15 protein-coding genes are annotated in these 18,391 nt (G+C 66.4%); 1 reads left to right on the forward strand and 14 read right to left on the reverse strand.

Going from position 1 to position 18,391, the window contains the following annotated elements:
• Positions 1-55 precede the first annotated feature (55 nt).
• From AC07XB_RS05315 to AC07XB_RS05335, 5 genes are all read right to left on the reverse strand, one after another.
• Positions 56-1,372 carry a HipA domain-containing protein gene (locus AC07XB_RS05315; RefSeq protein ID WP_492826625.1) on the reverse strand — a complete coding sequence of 439 codons (1,317 nt, stop codon included), beginning with the start codon at positions 1,370-1,372 and terminating at the stop codon, positions 56-58.
• Positions 1,369-1,641, reverse strand: coding sequence for a helix-turn-helix domain-containing protein (locus tag AC07XB_RS05320; protein WP_183033991.1), 273 nt, complete (start codon positions 1,639-1,641; stop codon positions 1,369-1,371). Before AC07XB_RS05320 ends, AC07XB_RS05315 begins: the two co-directional genes overlap by 4 nt.
• A gap of 176 nt (positions 1,642-1,817) precedes the next feature.
• On the reverse strand, positions 1,818-2,993 hold the full coding sequence (locus AC07XB_RS05325; protein ID WP_492826623.1) for an acyl-CoA dehydrogenase family protein: 1,176 nt from the start codon (positions 2,991-2,993) through the stop codon (positions 1,818-1,820).
• Positions 2,994-3,138: 145 nt separating this feature from the next.
• Positions 3,139-4,479 carry a type II toxin-antitoxin system HipA family toxin gene (locus AC07XB_RS05330; protein ID WP_492826621.1) on the reverse strand — a complete coding sequence of 447 codons (1,341 nt, stop codon included), beginning with the start codon at positions 4,477-4,479 and terminating at the stop codon, positions 3,139-3,141.
• A 2-nt stretch (positions 4,480-4,481) separates the two neighbouring features.
• Positions 4,482-4,733: a helix-turn-helix domain-containing protein gene (locus AC07XB_RS05335; protein ID WP_416052607.1), complete on the reverse strand. Its 252-nt coding sequence runs from the start codon at positions 4,731-4,733 to the stop codon at positions 4,482-4,484.
• 266 nt (positions 4,734-4,999) lie between these two features.
• Here AC07XB_RS05335 and AC07XB_RS05340 point away from each other — a divergent pair, with 266 nt between their 5' ends.
• On the forward strand, positions 5,000-6,625 hold the full coding sequence (locus AC07XB_RS05340; RefSeq protein WP_492826619.1) for a class I adenylate-forming enzyme family protein: 1,626 nt from the start codon (positions 5,000-5,002) through the stop codon (positions 6,623-6,625).
• On the opposite strand, the gene AC07XB_RS05345 is transcribed toward AC07XB_RS05340, so the two are convergent.
• The 9 genes from AC07XB_RS05345 to AC07XB_RS05385 all read right to left on the reverse strand — a co-directional run bounded on the left by AC07XB_RS05345 (position 6,622) and on the right by AC07XB_RS05385 (position 18,349).
• Positions 6,622-7,479 carry an AraC family transcriptional regulator gene (locus tag AC07XB_RS05345; RefSeq protein ID WP_492807445.1) on the reverse strand — a complete coding sequence of 286 codons (858 nt, stop codon included), beginning with the start codon at positions 7,477-7,479 and terminating at the stop codon, positions 6,622-6,624. The two genes, AC07XB_RS05340 and AC07XB_RS05345, sit on opposite strands and share 4 nt — an antisense overlap.
• Before the next feature lie 195 nt (positions 7,480-7,674).
• Positions 7,675-9,315, reverse strand: a complete 1,641-nt coding sequence (locus tag AC07XB_RS05350) for a class I adenylate-forming enzyme family protein (RefSeq protein WP_492826617.1) — start codon at positions 9,313-9,315, stop codon at positions 7,675-7,677.
• Between the two features lie 35 nt (positions 9,316-9,350).
• Positions 9,351-10,523: an ABC transporter substrate-binding protein gene (locus AC07XB_RS05355; protein ID WP_150984552.1), complete on the reverse strand. Its 1,173-nt coding sequence runs from the start codon at positions 10,521-10,523 to the stop codon at positions 9,351-9,353.
• Between the two features lie 64 nt (positions 10,524-10,587).
• Entirely contained in the window at positions 10,588-12,846 is a 2,259-nt protein-coding gene (locus tag AC07XB_RS05360; protein WP_492826615.1) for a 3-hydroxyacyl-CoA dehydrogenase NAD-binding domain-containing protein, read from the reverse strand.
• A 34-nt stretch (positions 12,847-12,880) separates the two neighbouring features.
• Positions 12,881-14,704 carry an AMP-dependent synthetase/ligase gene (locus AC07XB_RS05365; protein ID WP_492826613.1) on the reverse strand — a complete coding sequence of 608 codons (1,824 nt, stop codon included), beginning with the start codon at positions 14,702-14,704 and terminating at the stop codon, positions 12,881-12,883.
• A 69-nt stretch (positions 14,705-14,773) separates the two neighbouring features.
• Positions 14,774-15,586: an ABC transporter ATP-binding protein gene (locus AC07XB_RS05370; RefSeq protein WP_492826611.1), complete on the reverse strand. Its 813-nt coding sequence runs from the start codon at positions 15,584-15,586 to the stop codon at positions 14,774-14,776.
• Positions 15,583-16,380, reverse strand: a complete 798-nt coding sequence (locus AC07XB_RS05375; RefSeq protein WP_492826609.1) for an ABC transporter ATP-binding protein — start codon at positions 16,378-16,380, stop codon at positions 15,583-15,585. Before AC07XB_RS05375 ends, AC07XB_RS05370 begins: the two co-directional genes overlap by 4 nt.
• Before the next feature lie 12 nt (positions 16,381-16,392).
• Positions 16,393-17,469 carry a branched-chain amino acid ABC transporter permease gene (locus AC07XB_RS05380; protein ID WP_174426302.1) on the reverse strand — a complete coding sequence of 359 codons (1,077 nt, stop codon included), beginning with the start codon at positions 17,467-17,469 and terminating at the stop codon, positions 16,393-16,395.
• Positions 17,470-17,476: 7 nt separating this feature from the next.
• Positions 17,477-18,349, reverse strand: coding sequence for a branched-chain amino acid ABC transporter permease (locus tag AC07XB_RS05385; protein ID WP_492375568.1), 873 nt, complete (start codon positions 18,347-18,349; stop codon positions 17,477-17,479).
• Between the last annotated feature and the right edge of the window lie 42 nt (positions 18,350-18,391).

Genomic DNA, 18,391 nt, shown 5'->3' on the forward strand with positions numbered 1-18,391 from the left:
GCGTCGCAGGAAGGCTGAGGCGCTTCCCTGGACGAATGCCCTCTTGTGCAGGCAGCTATGCTGCCGGACTTCGAACTGGCCGTCTGAGCCGATCGGACATCTCCTTGAGTGGCATGGCCAGGATGGCATTGAGCAGCCGGGCCTCGCCACCATCCGGCGTGGCCTCAGCTTCGACTTGCGCTCGGACCTCATTCGTGGCCTGCGCTACGGCAGCCATCATTGCATCGAGCTCATAGGCCGCCGCCGTTGGACTCAAGCCAAGTTCCTGCCCCGCTTGAATCAGGTCGGTGCGCTGGAGGTCGCCGAAATGCCTGGCGGCCCCGATCGGCATGGACAATTCGGAGTCCGGCCAGTACGGCGCGGTGTCGCGAAAGTTCTTGGTGTCGTACACCACGGTGCTGACGATATCGTAGAACGGGGCAAGGCTGTAGCCGTCGGGATCCGCGAAGAACGACAGGTTTTTCATATGCGCGTCGCCGTTGCCAACCAGCACGTTGAACACAATCCAGCGGTAAATCGCCAGGCGCGAGGCGGCGCGGGTGCGTGTCAGCTCGATCATCGCTCTCAGGGTCTGCGTCGAGGCTTGCGTGTATTTTAGTGTCCGGCTCTTGCCGCGCAGCTGCATGCCGTCAATGACATGCCGGCGCCGCACCTGGCCTTGCAGCGATTCACGATCGAAACGGGAAATAGCGAAGACCGGCGCAGGCACGCGCAGGAACGCCGTGGCTGGCACCGGCAGACCCACGCGCGCAGCCAGCCGCATGCAGAAGAACTCATTGATGGCAGTATGTGGCCATGCGGTAGAGCGTGCTTCCGGCTTCAGGATATGGGTGGAAGGCTCTGCGCCGATTGGTTCCAGCAATCGCTGCTCTCCTTGCCTGCCCTCCAGGATTGCCGCCAGCTTGTGCTGCGCGCCACCCACCGACATGTGCTTGGGCGCCTTCGCGTCAAGCGGGCGCCCCGGCAGGTCCGCGATACGGCGGTGCAGTTCTTCGAACGATAGCGGCACCCGGCCTGCGCCGGGTTCCTGCTGGCCCGGCGCCAGAAGCGTGATGGCCCCGGCCGATTCCGCGCCGTAGTACGCCAGCATGCCCCATGCGTCTTCGATATCGAGCCTTGCCGTGCTGGCCAGCACGGCGCGTTGGCCCTCTTCCGGCAAGAGGTTGTCGAAGAAGTACTGCACGGGACGGTCGGAACTGGTATCGACCTGAAGTGCCGGCCCTAGCGGAAGACTAGGGCTCAGGGCGAAGCGCCCGGGGTGATTCAGCCAGCCCGCGTCATAGGCAAACGTCCAAACCCCGTTGTTGTCCGCCACTTCACCGATTTTTACGCCGTTGGCAAAGGCGATGAGCGTGCGCTCTTCTTCGCTCATTTACGCACTCGCCGGTTGGCGAGCCCGTCTTTGTCCGCCATCAGTTGCTGGACGCCGGAAGCCTCGCCGAACAGCGTCACGCCGAGCTCCTGTAGCAGGAGCAGCACCTTGCCGATTTGCGCGGTCTCCTTGCCACGTTCAACCGCAGAGATAAAGGCTGGCGAGAGTCCCGTGGCGCGGGCCAGTTCGTCGCGTGTGAGCTTCTGGGTCATGCGCGCAGCGCGGGCGAGCTGGCCAAGGCTTGCGGTTGCGGTAATAAGGTGCTGCATTGCGCCTTTCGTCGTGTTGATAACGTATCAGTACAAAGACAGTATAGAGTGCTATCTAGCAAAATTCCAGATATGAGACTCGATCTAATACGTTAGCTTGGTGACGGTTGGTTTTGCTTCTTAAAAAGCATAATCGAATACGTTAACTGCTATTCCAGCCACCTCTCCGCCTCCCTTCAAAACCCCAACTGCCGCGCGGCCAGGTCTTTCATGATTTCCTCCGACCCGCCGCCGATCATCATGACCTTGACCTCGCGGTACACCCGCTCGCTCAGGGTGCCGCGCATGAAACCCATGCCGCCCAGGATCTGCACGGCCTGGTCGGCGCAGAACTGCATGGCCTGGGTGGCCTGGATCTTGGCCATGCAGGTGCGCGCCACCAGCTGCGCCGGGTCGCCGGCCTGGTGCTGCACGCGGTAAGCCAGGTCGTAGACGAGGTTGCGGGCGGCTTCGATGCGCAGGGCCATGTCGACCAGCTTGTGGCGGATCACCTGGCGCTCCACCAGCGGGTGGCCGAAGGTGCTGCGCTGGCGCGCCCAGTCGAGTGCTTCCTGCAGGCAGGCTTCGGCGTAGCCATAGGCGCTGGCGCTCATCCCCAGCCGCTCGGCGTTGAAGTTGCGCATGATGATCTGGAAGCCGCGGTTCTCCTCGCCGATCAGGTTGGCGGCCGGGATCCGGCAGTTGTCGAAGTGCAGGTGAGCAGTGTCGGAGGCGAGCCAGCCCATTTTCTTGAGTTCAGTGCGGGTCAGGCCGGGCGTGTTGCCTTCGATCAGGAGCAGGGAGATGCCGCCCGCGCCCTTGTTGACGGGATCGGTGCGCACCGCGGTGGTGATGAAGTCGGCGCGCATGCCGGAGGTGATGAAGGTCTTCTCGCCGTTGACGATGTAGTGGTCGCCGTCGCGCACGGCGGTGGTTTTCAGGCTGGCCACGTCGGAGCCGCCGCCGGGCTCGGTAATGGCCAGGGCGGCGATCTTGTCGCCAGCAATGACCGCGGGCAGCACGCGTTCCTGCAGCGCCTGGCTGCCGGCCGCGACGATGGGCGGCACGCCGATGGAATGGGAGTGCAGCGACGCGTTGACGCCGCCGGAGCCGCAGCGGGCAAACTCTTCGGCCTGGATCAGGTGATAGAAGATGTCGCCGGGCGTGCCGCCGAAGTGTTCCGGGTAACCCAGCCCGAGCAGGCCGACTTCCGCGGCGCGGCGGTACAGCGAGCGGGGAAAGGTCCCGGCTTCGTCCCAGTCGTTCACGTAGGGCGTGATCTCGCGGGCGACGAAGTCGCGCAGCGTGCTGCGGAACTGCTCGTGCTCGGCGGTGAAATAGTGCGCAAGGGGCGGCAGGGTCAGGAGGCTCATCGTGGGTCCTGTCAGTGGGGCTGTCAGTGGGCTTTCGGGTCGGGGGTGGCGTGCAGCATGCAAGCTGGCATCCCTCGACCATAGGCTGCGCCGTGCGCTTCGTCTTGCGCAAAGTGGTTGGCCCCGCCAAACCCCAACCAACCTCTTAGCCAGGCGGCATGCGATCGAGCTGCCGGGCGGATGCCTCCAGCCCTTGCAGGATGCTGTGCGCCACCTTTTGCGGGAAGCCCCCCGGCAAGGCGGCGCTGACCGTGGCAATGACAGCCGGCGTCTGCGCAATGAGCCGCTGAACGATGCCTTCGGCATCCGGGCCGTGGAAGCACTTGGGCGCCATGGCGTTGAAATGCCGGCGCTGCACGTCCTTGAACAGGTAGTGCCGGTTCTTGCCGGCCACCGCCATGGCCAGCTTGGCCTTGTGCCATGACCACTGGTTTGCCCCAAAGCCAACCACCGGCCAGATCGACATCACGTCATAGAGCGGCGTCATCCGGTAGCGCCCGCCAGGCAGCAGGCGGATGCTGAAATTCTTGGCATGCCCGTCAGGCGCCGCCAGCATCCAGAACAGGATCTGCGTGGTGAGGAAGATCTCCAGGTCTTCGTCGGCATGGGTCGATTGCCGCAGGATCTGGGCGATGTCGCGCATGCCAGGGCCGCCATCCGCCTCGTACTTCAGGTGCGGGGCGACGCCAAGCGCCTGGCAGAAATCCTCCTGCGGCAGGCGCAGGATCCAGCCTCCCGAGGAATGCATCTGCCGGTCGAAGCGCTGCACGCTCAGGACCTTCTGGCTGGCGAAGGTCTTGATTTCGCTATGCGCCACCGGCAGGCCATAAGCGGCGAGGATGGTCAGGCAGAGCCACTCGTTCTCGACCGAGGTACTGAGGTCGGCCCGCTTGTTGCCCACCAGTCCAAGCGGCAGCTTGAGGATGTGCGTGGTGGGCGTGGCGCCGTGGGGCTTCATCCACTGGTTGCCATGCCACAGCAGCGCGGTCTTTTCCTGCGCGCCGGCCAGGGAGATGCGGAAATCATCGTCATTGTCCTGCGCGCCCATGCCGGTGGGGCTGACCGTCTGCCGCAGCAGCTTTTCAATATCGGAGTCGGACTGCGGCGTACCGTCGATGCGGTCATGGCCCACCGGCTGTTCGTTCTCACCGAGCAATTGCACGGCGCCGACGCAATCGCGGCCGATGGCTTCCAGCAGGTCGAAGGCTTCCGTGGTTGCCGCCTTGAAACGCGTGGCCAGGCGCTTGCGGATGGCATCGCTGTCGGGTAGCAGGTTGTCGAAGTAGTTGCGCACCCGGTCGCCCTTGAGCGGGGAGGTATCGACGCCGAAGGGAAGCGACAGGGAAAGCGGGCGTCCGGCGGGCGAGGCCAGCCAGCCTGGGTCGTACTGCAATTCCATGTCGCCCCGCGTGGGGATGCGCCACGTCCCTACCCGCTCGCCATTGGCCCATACCGACAACGCCCGCGCATGCGATCTGCGGCCCATGGCTACCACTCCACCGGCGAGGCTTCGGCGCCTGCCGCGTGCCGATCCTGCACGACGAGTTCCAGGCCGAGGACGCTGATCAGCGCCAGCAACTGGTCGGCGCTGATGCTGCCCGGGTTGAGCTCCATATGGGAGATGCGGCTCTGGCTGACATCCAGCCGCGCGGCAAGGTCCGTCTGCGACAGCTTGGCGGCGCGCCGTGCGGATTGCAGCACTTGCCCGAGCTGGCTGGGGGTGGTGAGCAGCTGTTTCATCTTGGTGATCCGGAGTTACCCATGAAATGCGTAATCTCACTTTACAAATAATATGGGTAAATTGCAAATACCAATTTTGTGGGTATTTTTCAATTACCCATGTCATGCGTAATCTACGTCCACCGAGACGACGCTGCCGCCGCCATACGCAGCGACCCAGCCACTTTCCGCAAGCCTTGCCCGGCGCTACTTGGCTACGCTTGCCGCTCTGACCTGCCCCGGTCTTTGCCGCATCCAACTTGACATCCAACGCCAGGAGAGCCCGCATGATTGCCAACCCGCCGCCCGCCACCATTGGTGCCGCCCTTCGCCAGGCCAGCCAGCGGTGGGGCCAGCGCACTGCCTACCGCTGCGGGCCGCAGGCCCACACCTTTGCCGGGATGCAGGCCAGCTCCGCGCGGCTTGCCTGTGGGCTGCTTGGCCTGGGCATCGCCCGTGGCGAGCGCATCGGCGTGATCGGCCTGAACCAGATCGAGTGGCTGCAGCTGTTCTATGCCGCAAGCCGCATCGGCGTGGCGGTGGTGGGCCTGAGCGTGCGCTACCGCGACAACGAGATCGAGCATATGGTCAACGACAGCGCGGTCAAGGCGGTCTTCACCGTGCCGGAGTGCGAGGGCTTTGATTTTCCAGGCATGCTGGCACGGCTGGCTCCGCGCATGCCGGGCTTGTCGCATGTGGTGCTGATCGACCCAATCGACCCAATCGACGCAATCGACACGGCGCCATCGGCCGACACCAGCTCGCTGCGGCTTTCCACGCTGCTGGCCACCGCGCCGGACCCGGCCGTGCTGGAGGCCGCCGAGGCGCAGGTCGTGCCGCAGGACCTGGCCATGGTGATCTACACCTCGGGCACCACCGGGCGGCCGAAGGGCGCGGGACTGTCCCACCGCAGCATGCTGGCGGCGGCCCTGGCGCAAGCGTGCCATGTGCGCACGAGCGAGGCCGACCAGATCCAGCTGGCCCTGCCCTTGAACCACGTGGGCGGCATCACCTGCGGGGTGCTGAACTTCCTGCTGGGCGGCGGCACTTGCGACCTCGTGCCAGCCTTCAAGGCGGACCTGGTGCTCGCCAGGATGCGCCAGCACCCGCCCACCATCTTCTCGGGCGTGCCGACCATGGCCACGCTGCTGCTGATGCATCCCGACTCGGCCAAGGTGGACTTCTCCTCCGTGCGGCTCGTGATCGTGGGCGGCGCCACGGTGGATGCGGCCCTGCTGGAGCAGTTGCAGGCCCGCATGCCGCAGGCGACGGTGATGAACCTGTACGGCCTCTCGGAATCCTCTGGCGCGATCGTCATGACGCCCTGGGACGCGCAGCGGCAGGACCTGATGCAATCGATCGGCCGTGTGTTCGACGCCGCCGAGGTGCGGGTGGTCTCGTTTGCCGGCGAAAGCCTGGCCACGGGCGAAATCGGCGAGCTCTGTTACCGTGGCGCGGGCGTTTGCCCGGGCTACGTGGGCGGCGCGGCCGGGGAGGATGGATTCGATGCCCAGGGCTGGCTGCACTCGGGCGACCTGGGCTATGTGGACGAACGCGGCTATATCCACCTGAAGGGGCGCAAGAAGGATATGTATATCCAGGGCGGCTTCAACGTCTATCCGGCCGAGATCGAAGGCGTGATCGCGCGGCACCCGGCGGTGATGATGGTCGCCGGCATTGGCGTGCCCGACCCCGTGCTGGGCGAGATCGGCCGTTATTACATCGTGCCCAAGCCTGGCTGCCAGGTCTCCGAGCAGGAAATCCGCGCGTACTGCGGGACCCGCCTGGCCGACTACAAGGTGCCGCGCCAGGTGGTGCTGCGCGAAGCGCTGCCGCTCACGCCGGCCGGCAAGATCCACAAGGCGGCCTTGCGCACTGAGGACGCGCAGGATACCCCTGCGCGGCCCGCCTAGCCGGGCATGCCGCTGCCCACCTCCGCAAGCTCGCCAATCAGGGCGAGCTTGCGCGAGCCGGCAAAGATATCGCTGGGTTTGAGTCCGTAAACCTGGCGGATGGAATGGCTGAAGTGGGTGGAGTCCGGATAGCCGGCATCCAGCGCCACATGGGCCAGGTTGGAGTCCTGGGTGACATAGTGCAGCAGGCTGCGGGCGCGTTTCCAGGTCCGGAAGCTGCGGAACGGCGTGCCGACATCCTCCTTGAACAGATGCAGGAAGCGCGAGAAGGACAGATGGGCCGATGCGGCGCATGACTCGGCCGTGGCCGTGGCCGACGGCGCATTGCGAATGCGCTGCACCGCGGCCTCGATACGCGGGTCCAGCTTGCGCGGCGCCAGCGCGTGCCCGAAGAAGATCTGGTCGAAGCTGTCCGCCTGCAGTTCCAGCTCCCGGCCGCGCTCGCTCAGGTAGGCATGCGCTTGGCGCACATGGCGCACAAAGGCCGGATCGTCCACCGGCCCTGCCCGCTCGCGTATCACCGGCGGCAGGCGCGCCAGGTCGATGCTCTCCGCTTCCAGTGCGAGGTCGCAGATCATGCGGTCGTCGCAAGCAACCGAGTGCGGCATGTACGCCGGCACCACCGCCAGTTCCGTGGATGCCCAGGGTCCGTCGTCAAAGCGGATGCGGATGGGTGCACGCAAAGCCACATAGATCAATAGCCCACCCATGGTGCGGACCGAAGGCGAGCCAAGCAGGCCGGCGTAGAACAGCCTGTCGGGGGTGAGCCACATCACCCGGCCGGCTCCGTCCCGGGCGCCAGGCGCCACGGTCGTCGCTGGCGGGCACGCAATGCCTGGTGCTTGCATCTGCATGTCCTCGTCTCCTGCTGGCACCGTCCGCGCCCCGATGGGGGCATCGTCAGGCCTGCTAGTTATTTGCTCTCGGTGCGCCGCCATGATGCGATGCAAAAATGCGACGCAAAAAGCAGCGTAGCCGGGGCTACCGGCTACGTCTTGCGTCAGGTGGCTATGTCAGGTGGCTATGCCAGCCACAGGCGGGCCCGGTGCTCAGCCCTCGCCAGGGGGCTCGTGGTGCGCTTCGTGTTGCTCATCGTAATGCTCGTGATAGCGCTGGCGCAACGCGAACTTCTGGATCTTCCCGGTGGAGGTGGCCGGCAATGCCGCCAGCAGCAGCACCGCCTTGGGCACCTCGAAGCCGCCCAGGTGGGCCCTGCAGTGCGCGCCCAGCTCGTCGTCCTCCACCCGCGCGCCGGGCTTCAGGGTCACGAAGGCCGTCACCGCTTCGCCCCAGCGCGCATGCGGCAGCCCGACCACCGCCGCATTGGCCACGGCGGCATGGCGCAGCAACACTTCCTCGACCTTGATCGAGGGCACGTTTTCGCCGCCGCTCTTGATCATGTCCTTGATACGATCGAGGAACAGCAACTGGCCATCCTCGTCCAGCACGCCAAGATCGCCGGAGTGATGCCAGCCAAAGCGCTGCACGCGGGCGGTAGCCTCGGGGTCCTTGTAATAGCCCAGCATCACGTTCGGCCCGCGAAACACGATCTCGCCGGGCTCGCCCGGGCCGAGCAGCCGGCCGTCGTCGCTCATCACCGCCACCTCGTTGACCACCGTGCCCACGCCCCAGAAGGCGCCAAAGCGCTTGCGCTGCTCCTGCGCCTCGAAGATGGTGGCCGCCGGGTACATCTCGGTCTGGCCCGAGCACAGGACGAAGTTGGGGCAGAACGCATCCAGCAGGCGCAGCAGCAGGTTCTTGGGCAATGGCGCCATGCCGTAGATGCACAGCCGCACGCTGGAGAGGTCGGTCGCGGCGAACTGCGGGTGCTCCAGCATGGCCCGGTACATCATCGGCAGCGCCACCACCACGGTGACGCGGTGCCGGGCCAGGTCCGCCAGCACCCGGGCCGGATCGAAGCCGCGCCCGATCACCACGGCATGGCCGCCCAGCAGCGCGCTCATGGTATTGCCGTGCTGCGCGCAGTGGAACATCGGCAGCAGGCAGGTAAAGACTTCAGTCGCCGTCCCGCAGCCGGTATCGACCAGGTTGGCCGCCAGCACCGAATGCACCGAGGCGTGGGAATGCATGACACCCTTCTGCGGGCCGGTGGTGCCGCTGGTGTACATGATCTGTGCCAGTTGGCCGCTGGCGATGTCCACATCTGGCAGCGTGGCCGGCTGGCCAGCCAGCGCGTCGGCATGCCGGGTAACAGCTAATCCGGCTAATCCCGCCATCTCGCCTGCCACCTCGCCCGCCGGCTCCAGCAACACGACGGGAATGCGCAACGCCGCGACCAGCTCGCCGATGCCGGGCCGCGCCAGCACGGACGCGTCCGCCACCAGGCGCGTTACCTCCGCGTGTTCCAGGATGTACTGGATCGCATCCGGCGCCAGCGCCGTGTTGATCGGCACCCACACCATGCCCGCTTTCTGGATACCTAGCAGCGCCACGATCATGTCGATCGAGTTGTTGCACAGCATGCCGACACGCTCTGCACTGCGCATGCCCTGGGCCAGCAGGTAGTGGGCAAACTGGTTGGTGGCGGCGTTCAGCGCCGTATAGCTGAGGCTGTGGTCGCCCTCGATCAATGCCGTCCGGGCGCCGAAGCGCCGGGCGCTGCGGTGGATCACATCGCCCAGGGCGATGCGCCCGATGCGCTCGCGCGCCTGTTCCGTTGCCGTGCTCATGGTTGTCTCCGGTTGTTCATGAATGCCGCGCCCGCTCAGTTCATCTTGGGCGGCGGCAGCAGGTCGCTGGCCGGGATCCACTTGTCGCCAGCCACCTTCATGATGCGGATGCGGTCGTTGCTCAGGCGGTTGCTGGCGGAGACATTGAAGCCCGGGTTGCCCAGCGCGTCCTGCGGTAGCTTGGTCGACTCCATGGCGGCGTTGAAGGACTCCGCGCTCAGGTTGCGCCCGGCCTTGTCGGCGATGGTGGCGAAGGTGGTGTAGGCGTAGTAGCTGAACATCGAGTACACGCCCGGGTCTTCATTGAAGCGTTTCTTGTAGGCGGCCGCCCATTGCCGTACCGCCGGGTTTGCATCGTCCGCATAGGGCAGCATGATGAAGGCTGCCGCATGCAGGCCTTCCATGGCCTTGCCGCCGAGCAGCGGCACCTGGTGCGCGTAGTTGGCGGAGGTGCCGGCGAAGACCGGGTTGAAGCCGATCTTGCGCGCTTCCTGGACGGAGGCGATGTACTCGCGCATCGTGGAGGCGTTGAACACCAGGTCGCAGTTGGCCGCCTTGAGCCGCGCCATCTGCGAGGAAAAATCGGTGGCGCCGCGCTTGTACGACACCTTTTCCACCAGGGTCATGTTCCTGGTCTTGAGGTAGGCCTGCACACCCTCCACGGACTCCCGCCCGTAGTCGTCGTCCTGGTACAGCGCGCCCACCCGCTGGTAGGGCTTCTGCTTGAAGAAGTAATCCATGATGGTGGTGGACATCAGGAAGTTGGACGGTCCCAGCGCGATCTTGTATGGGCTGGCCGGCTCATACATGTCGCGCGCGGCGCTCTGCGGCATGAAGTTGAAGACCTTGCTTTGCACCAGGAACGGCAGCGTGGCCATATTGGGCGCGGTGCCCAGGTGGCCGATGATGGCGAACACGCCATCCTGCGTGACCAGCTTCTGCGCGGCCAGCACGGCTCGCTTGGGCTCGTAGCCATTGTCTTCCACCACCACCCGCAGCTTGCGGCCCTGCACGCCGCCGCGGGCGTTGATCTCTTCCACGGCCATGGTCATGCCGTTGCGCGACTCCTTGCCGTAGTTGACGATCGGCCCGGACATATCGGTGATCAGGCCGAGCACGATTTCCTTGTCGGTGACGCCGCGCGTCTGCGCGCTTGCGCCGGCGCTGAGCGCGAGCGCAATGGCGGCGATGGTAGTCTTCAAGATCATGGTTGTCTCCTTGTCTTATCGGTTCGTTGCTTGTTCGTTGCCTTCTTGCTGGTTTGCCTTGGCTTCAATGCACGCTCTGCGGCGGCTTGGGTCCCGACTGGATCCTGCTTTGCACGGACCGAGAGTCCTGCGGTAATGAGATAGGCGCATGGCACTGTGCCTGGCCGCCCGGTGCTACGGCATCGGCTGCGGGCGGCGGCGCGCACCAGTCGGACAAGCGCTGCCCGCTTTGTGCCAGCGCCGCCAGCAAGGGGGAGATGTCCCAGTAGTCGTAAGGATTGCCGCGCAGGCGGGCGTAGCGCTCCAGCCCGGCTTTGACGCGGGGCAGGCCAATGCTGTCCGCCTGCCACACAGGGCCCCCGAGATAGTCGGGAAAGCCATAGCCGGCGGTCCATACCATGTCGATGTCTGCGGGCCGGCAGGCCATGCCCTCCTCCAGCAGCTTGGCGGCCTCGTTGATCAGCGGAAAAATCAGGCGCTCGATGATCTCGGCATCGGTAATGTCGGTGCGCTGGGAGATGCCGTGCGCGCGGCCCAGCGCGGCGCAGATGCGCTCGGCCTCCGGGTCCGCCACCGGCTCGCCGTCCGGATAGCGGTAGTAGCCCGCGCCGCTCTTGCAGCCGAGCCGCCCCAGCATGAACAACGTACGCACCACCGCGCGATAGGCGGGATCCGGCGGCAGTCCCCCGGCCTTGCCGTACTCCAGCACGATCTTGGCGCCCGTGTCGATCCCGGCCAGGTCCAGCATGCGGCACGGCCCCATCGCCATGCCGTAAGCCTGCATCACGGCATCCAACCGCGCCGGGCTCACGCCTTCCATGAGCAGGAACTCGCTCTCGCGCAGGTAGGCCTCGGCCATGCGGTTGCCGATAAAGCCGAAGCACACGCCCGTCACCACCGCTACCTTGCCGAGCCGCCGGGCCAGGTGCATGGCAGTCATCAACACATCCGGCGCGGTGGCGCTGCCGCGCACCACTTCGATCAACCGTCCGCCATTGGCCGGGTTGCGGAAATGCAGCCCGGCGAAATCGTCCGGCCGGCCGCAGGCCTCGGCCAATACCTCCACGTCCAGCGTGGAGGTATTGGTGGCAATGATTGCGCCGGGCTTGCAGATCTGGCCAAGACGGGCGCACACCTGCTGCTTGAGCGCCATGTCCTCGACCACCGCTTCGATCACCAGTTCGCAGCCGGCCAGTGCGTCGTAGTCCAGCGTGCCGGCAATCAGGCCCATGCGCCTGGCCACCTGATCGGGCTGCAGCCGCCCGGCCGCGGCACTGGCCTCGTACTGGGCGCGCACGGATGCCAGGCCCTTGGCCAACGCCGCGCCGCTGGCCTCAACCAGCGTTACCGGCAAGCCGGCGTCCGCCAGGCTCATGGCGATGCGCCTGCCCATGGTGCCGGCGCCCACCACTCCAGCGGTATGCAGCGCGCGCGGCGTGATGCCCGAGGGCACCCCGGGCACGCGGGCCGCCTGGCGCTCGGCAAAGAACAGATGGCGCAGCGCCCGCGATTCCGGCGACGCCACGCAGGCGGCAAGCAAGGCGGCCTCCACCGCCTCGCCCCCGGCGAACGGCAGCGTCGCTGCCGCCTCCACCGCTTGCACAATTGCCGCTGCCGCGGGATAGCGCGCACGCTCCTGCGTGGCGCGCTGCAAGGCCTGCGCGAAGAAGTCCGGCGGGAGCCCGGCAACAGGCACGGACAGCCTCGACAGCCGGCGCGGCGGCGCTCGCTTCGCCAGCAGGTCTTCCAGAAAATGAAGGCCGGCGGCCAACGGCTCGCCCGGCACCAGCGCATCGACGATGCCGGCGGCCAGCGCTGCCTCGGCGTCGAGCATGCGCCCGCTCAGCATCAGGTCCAGCGCCAGGGCCGCCCCGCAGGCGCGCGGCAGCCGCTGGGAGCCCAGCGAGCCGGGCAGCAGCCCCAGCTTGATCTCGGGCAGCCCGACCCGCGTGCCGGGCGCGGCCACGCGGTAATGGCAGGCCAGCGCCAGTTCCAGCCCGCCGCCCAGCGCGGTGCCGTGCAGCACGGCCACCACCAGCCGTTCGCACGCTTCGATCCGGGCCAGGATACGGTTGTAAGGCGCAGCCGTGAAATCCGGGGCATCAAATTGCGCGATGTCGCCGCCCGCCACGAAGGTCCGGCCCGCGCACCAGATCAGCAAGCCATCGAGGGAGGAATCGGCCTCGAAGGCGGCCACCTTGGCATCCAGCCCCGCCACCGTCGCCACCGAGAGCGCGTTCACCGGTGGATGGTCGATGCACAGCAGGCCGATGCGGCCATGCCGCACCAGGCTGACGGGAACCGCTTTGTCTGCATCGCTCATGGCGCCTCCTGTCTCCTGTTGGGGCCGCTTGCGTTCAGGCCACCTTGGCCAGGTACATCGACTCGATCAGCGCGCTGTATTTGTCGTTGACCAGCTTGCGCTTGAGCTTCATGGTGGGCGTCAGTTCCTCGTCCTCGGCGCCAAGGCGGGTCTCGATCAGCCTGAATGCCTTGATCTGCTCGACCCGCGCGAACTGCTTGTTGACACGGTCGATCTCCTGGCCCACTAGCGCGATCACCTCCTTGCTGCGGCACAGCGAGCCGTAGTCGGAGAAATGCACGTCGTGCTCCTGCGCCCACTGCTCCACGTTGTCCTGGTCGATCATCACCAGGCAGCTCAGGTAGGGCCGGCGGTCTCCGATCACCACGGCGTCGGTCACATAGGGGCTGAACTTGAGCTGGTTCTCCCACTCGGACGGCGTGACGTTCTTGCCGCCAGCGGTGATGATCAGGTCCTTCATGCGGTCGGTGATATAGAAGTAGCCCTGCTCGTCCACCCGGCCCACGTCGCCCGTGCGCAGCCAGCCGTCGGCCATGGTCTCGGCGGTCTTGGCGGGCAGGTTCAGGTAGCCCATGAAGACCTGCGGGCCCCGCACCAGCAGCTCGCCTTCCTGCGAGACCTTCACCTCGGTATGCGGCAAGGCAATGCCGATGCTGCCCGGGCGTGTCCGGCCGGGCGGGTTGCAGGTAGCCGCGCCGGTGATCTCGGTCATGCCCCAAAGCTCGTGCAGCACGATGCCCAGCGCCATATACCAGCGGATCAGGTCGGGCGAGATCGGCGCCGCGCCGGTCACCGCCAGCTGCACGCGGTTCAGGCCCATCATGCGGCGCACGTTGCCCAGCACCAGCGTATCGGCCAGCCAGAGCTTCAGGCGCGCGGCCAGAGGCAACACCGTTGCCTGCCCGTCCTCGCGGGCCTGCCCGGCGGCCAGCGCCCAGTCATAGGCCCAGCGCTGCAGGCGGGTCGCTTCCCGGACCGCGATGGTCACGCTGGAATACAGCTTCTCCCACACGCGCGGCACCGCCAGGAAGGCGTCGGGCTGGATCTCGCGAATGTTGTCGAAGATGGTGTCGGGGTTCTCGACAAAGTTGACGACGGCACCGGACAGGATCGAGTAGTACTCGCCAAAGATCCGCTCCGAGACGTGGCACAGCGGCAGGAACGCCATGCGCTCGCCGATGGTGGTGGCCGGGAGGAACTCGCGCAGCGTCAGGCAGCTGCGCAGCACATTGCGGTGCGACAGCATCGCGCCCTTGGGCCGTCCCGTGGTGCCGGATGTATAGACCAGCACCGCCAGCGCGTCGGCGCTGCCGGCGGCCAGCCGCGCCGCCACCAGCCCCGGTTGCCGGGCCCTCGCTTGCCTGCCGAGTGCCAGCAGCGCGTCGAAGCTGAGCACGCCGGGGTCATCGAAGCCGGCCAGCCCTTCCATGTCGTATACGATCGCCTTGCGCAGCCGTGGCAGGCGCTCGCGCACCTCCAGGTACTTGTCCAGCTGCTCCTCGTTCTCGGCGAAGAGCATGACGCTGCCCGAGTCGTGGCAAAGATACTCCACCTGCGAAGGCGAGTCGGTGGGATAGATGCCGCTGACCACCGCACCGGCGGTGAGTGCGCCAAGGTCGCTCCACACCCATTCGCGGTTGGTGCTGGACAGCACCGACACCACCTCGCCTGCCTGCAGGCCCAGCTCGGCAAGGCCGGCGGCGACATCGGCCACGATCTCGCCCACTTCGCGCCAGCGATAGCTGCGCCAGACGCCGAGGTCCTTCTGCCGCATCATCACGGCGTCGGCGCGCTGGGCCACGGCGTGCCAGAACATCTGCGGCAGGGTCTCGAATGCCGCTTCGGAAAGGGGCCGCATGGTGTGCGCCGTCGCCATTGCCGTTGCCATTGCCATTGATTGCTCTCAACTTGGTGATCGTTTAGCGGGCTACCGCCAGGTCTTGCGCTTTTTCCAGCGGCGCTCGCCGCGCACGCCGTTGTCCTTCATGCCGAGGTAGAACTCCTTGATGTCGTCCTTCTCGCGCAGCACGGCGCAGGTGTCCTCGGCCACGATGCGGCCGTTCTCCAGCACATAGCCATAGTCCGCTGCGTTGAGCGCCATATTGGCGTTCTGCTCCACCAGCAAGATGGTGGTGCCGCGCTCGCGGTTGATGCGCACCACGATCTCGAAGATGTCCTTGGTGAGCTTTGGCGACAGGCCCAGGCTGGGCTCGTCGAGCAGGATCAGCTCCGGCGCGGCCATCAGCGCGCGCGAGATCGCCAGCATCTGCTGCTGGCCGCCCGAGAGCAGGCCGGCATCCTGCGCGGCACGCTCGCGCAGCACCGGGAAGTAGTCGTAGACCATTTCCATGTCGCGCGCCACGCCGTCGCGGTCGCGCCGCGTATAGGCACCCATCAGCAGGTTGTCACGCACAGACAGCAGCGGGAACACCTCCCTCCCCTCGGGCACGTGGCTCAGGCCACGCCGCACGATCTGCGCCGGGTCCATCGCTGCGATGCTCTCGCCCTTGAAGGCGATGCTGCCGCGCGTCGGGTCCAGCACGCCGGAAATGGTCTTGAGGATGGTGGTCTTGCCGGCGCCATTGGCGCCCAGCACGGTGGCGATGCTGCCGCGCTGCACGGCAAGGCTCACGCCCCGGATCGCCTTGACCGGGCCGTAGACGCTTTCCACGTTGGCCAGCGCCAGCACGGGCGTGCCGTGGATTTCGCGCATCTTGTCAGCGCCTTCCATCAGGTTCATGCGGCCCTCCGCAGTGAGGCTACGTCGTCTACGGTGCCCAGGTAGGCTTCGATCACGCCGGGGTGCGCCTGGACCTCGGCCGGCGTGCCCTGCGCCAGCACCTGGCCCTGGTTCATCGCCAGCACCCGGTCCGACACGCGCGACACCAGGCTCATGTCGTGCTCCACCATCAGCACGGTGATGCCCAGCTCGCTCTGGATATCGCGGATCCACCAGGCCATGTCCTCGGTCTCTTCCACATTCAGCCCGGAAGACGGTTCGTCCAGCAGCAACAGCCGCGGGCTGCTGCACAAGGCCCGCGCCAGCTCCACCACCTTGCGCACGCCATAAGGCAGGCCCGCCACCAGCGCGTCGCGGTGCGCCTGCAGGTCCAGCAGCTCGATCATTTCCTCGGCCTTGTGGCGCGCGGCCAGCTCCGAGCGGCGCGCGGCGGGGGTAAACAGCAGGTCAGCCCAGAAGCCGCTGGCGCGATGCGTGTGGTGGCCGATCAGCAGGTTCTGCAGCACCGTGGCGTGCTCGAACAGCTCGATATTCTGGAAAGTGCGCGCGATGCCCTGCGCGGCGATCGCGTGGGGCGGCAACTGCGTCAGGCTGCTGCCCTGCCACAGGATCTCGCCGCCGGTGGGCGGATAGATGCGGCTGATCAGGTTGAACACCGTGGTCTTGCCGGCCCCGTTGGGCCCGATCAGCGTAAAGACCTCGCCGCGCCGCACATCGAAGCTCACGCCGCCAAGCGCCAGCACGCCGCCAAAGCGCACCGACAGGTCGCGCACGCTGAGAAGAGTGTCTGTCATGTGCGGGCCTCCTTATTTCAGGCGCTCGGAGCGCTGGAAGGCCTTCTGGCGCCGGAACATACCCTGGCGATAGAAGGGAAACAGCTCCAGGTACGTGCGGATCTTGCACCAGCGCCCGTACAGCCCCATCGGCTCGAACAGCACGAAAGCCATCAGCACCAGGCCGTACACCAGCGCCTGCAGGCCGCTGGCTTGCCCGATGGCAGGCGGCAGGAGATCCTTCGCCAGCACGATCATCTGCGGCATGACGATCAGGAAGATCGCGCCAAGAAACGCGCCATGCACAGAGCCCAGCCCGCCCACCACAACCAGCAGCAACAAGTCGATCGACTGGGCAATGCCGAATTGCTCGGGCGAGATATAGCGCAGCTTGTGGGCATACAACGCCCCCGCGATGCCAACCAGCGCGGCGGACAACGCAAACGACAAGGTCTTGTAGCGCGCCAGGTGAATGCCCATGCTCTGCGCCGAGATCTCCGAGTCCCGGATGGCGATGAAGGCCCGCCCCGTGGCGCTGCGCAACAGGTTGAGCACGGCCAGCGTGGCCAGCAGGCAAACCGCGAGCGACAGGTAGTAGAACGCCACCGGCCCGTCAAGCACATAGCCCCACAGCTGCGGCGCGGCCACCGGCAGGCCGGCATTGCCGCCGGTCACGCTCTCCCAGCGCGCCAGGACCTCCTCGACGATCAGGCCGAAGGCCAGCGTGGCGATCGCCAGGTAGATGCCCTTGACGCGCAACGCCGGCAGGCCCACCACCACGCCCGTCAGTGCCGACAGCGCAGCCGCGGCCAGCAAGGCCGGCACGAAGGGCACGCCGTGGCTGGTCAGCCAGGCCTGTGTATAGGCGCCCACGCCAAGGAAGGCCGCATGGCCGATCGACAGCAGCCCCGTGTAGCCGGACAGCACCATCAGGCCCAGGCCCGCAATGGCGTAGATCAGCACAAAGCCAAGCTGCGCGATCCAGTAGCTGCTGGCCCAGCCCGGCGCGATCAGCAGGCAAGCCATCAGTAAGCCGTACCAGAACACATGGCCCGGGTGCCTGGCCAGGCGCAGGTCCTGGCGATAGTCGGTCTTGAAGAGGAATCGCATCGCGTCTCTACACCTTTTTGCGCAGGTTCTCGCCGAACAGGCCGTTCGGCTTGACCACCAGCATGATCAGCACCACGACATAGGCCGCGACGTCCTTGAAGCCCTCGGGCAGGTAAAAGCCCGCCAGCGACTCCACCACGCCAATCACCAGCCCGCCCACGATCGCGCCCGGCAGGCTGCCGAAGCCGCCCACCACCGCTGCGGGGAAGGCCTTGAGGCCGAGCATGCCCATGCTGGCGTGGACAAAGGTGATGGGCGCCAGCAGCAGGCCGGCGATCGCGGCCACCGACGCCGACAAGCCCCAGACCAGCCCGTTGAGCCGCCGCACCGGAATGCCCATGTAGTAAGCGGCAAGCTGGTTCTGCGAGCTGGCCTGCATCGCCACGCCGATGCGGCTGTAGCGGAACACCAGGTAAAGCACCACGCACAGCGCCGCGGTGACGCCGATCACCGCCACCTGCTCCACGCTCAGCACCAGCGCGCCGGTGCGCCACACCATGCCCTGGTAAGGCACAGGCAAGGTATGCGTGCCGGCGCCGATGCCCGGCACCATGGTGATCAGGCCGCGCATCACGTAGCCCATGCCGATGGTCAGCATCACCACGGCGAACTGCGGCTGGCCCAGGATGGGGCGAATCGCCAGGCGCTCGACCAGCATGCCAAAGCCTGCCATGCCCGCCACCGTCAACGGCACGGCAAGCACCAGTGGCAACCCGAGCATGGTCAGCACCACGCCAGCGAAGGCGCCCAGCATCATGAACTCGCCTTGCGCGAAATTCACCGTCTCGGTCGCCTTGTAGATCAGCACAAAACCCAGGGCGATCAGCGCATAGATGCAGCCCAGCGCAATCCCTGAGATCGTCAATTGCAGGATCTCCAATCTTGTCTCCTGTGCCGGCCGCCCCTTGCCGCGCGCGGTCTG

The organism is Cupriavidus sp. GW821-FHT02F09, assembly GCF_059421605.1.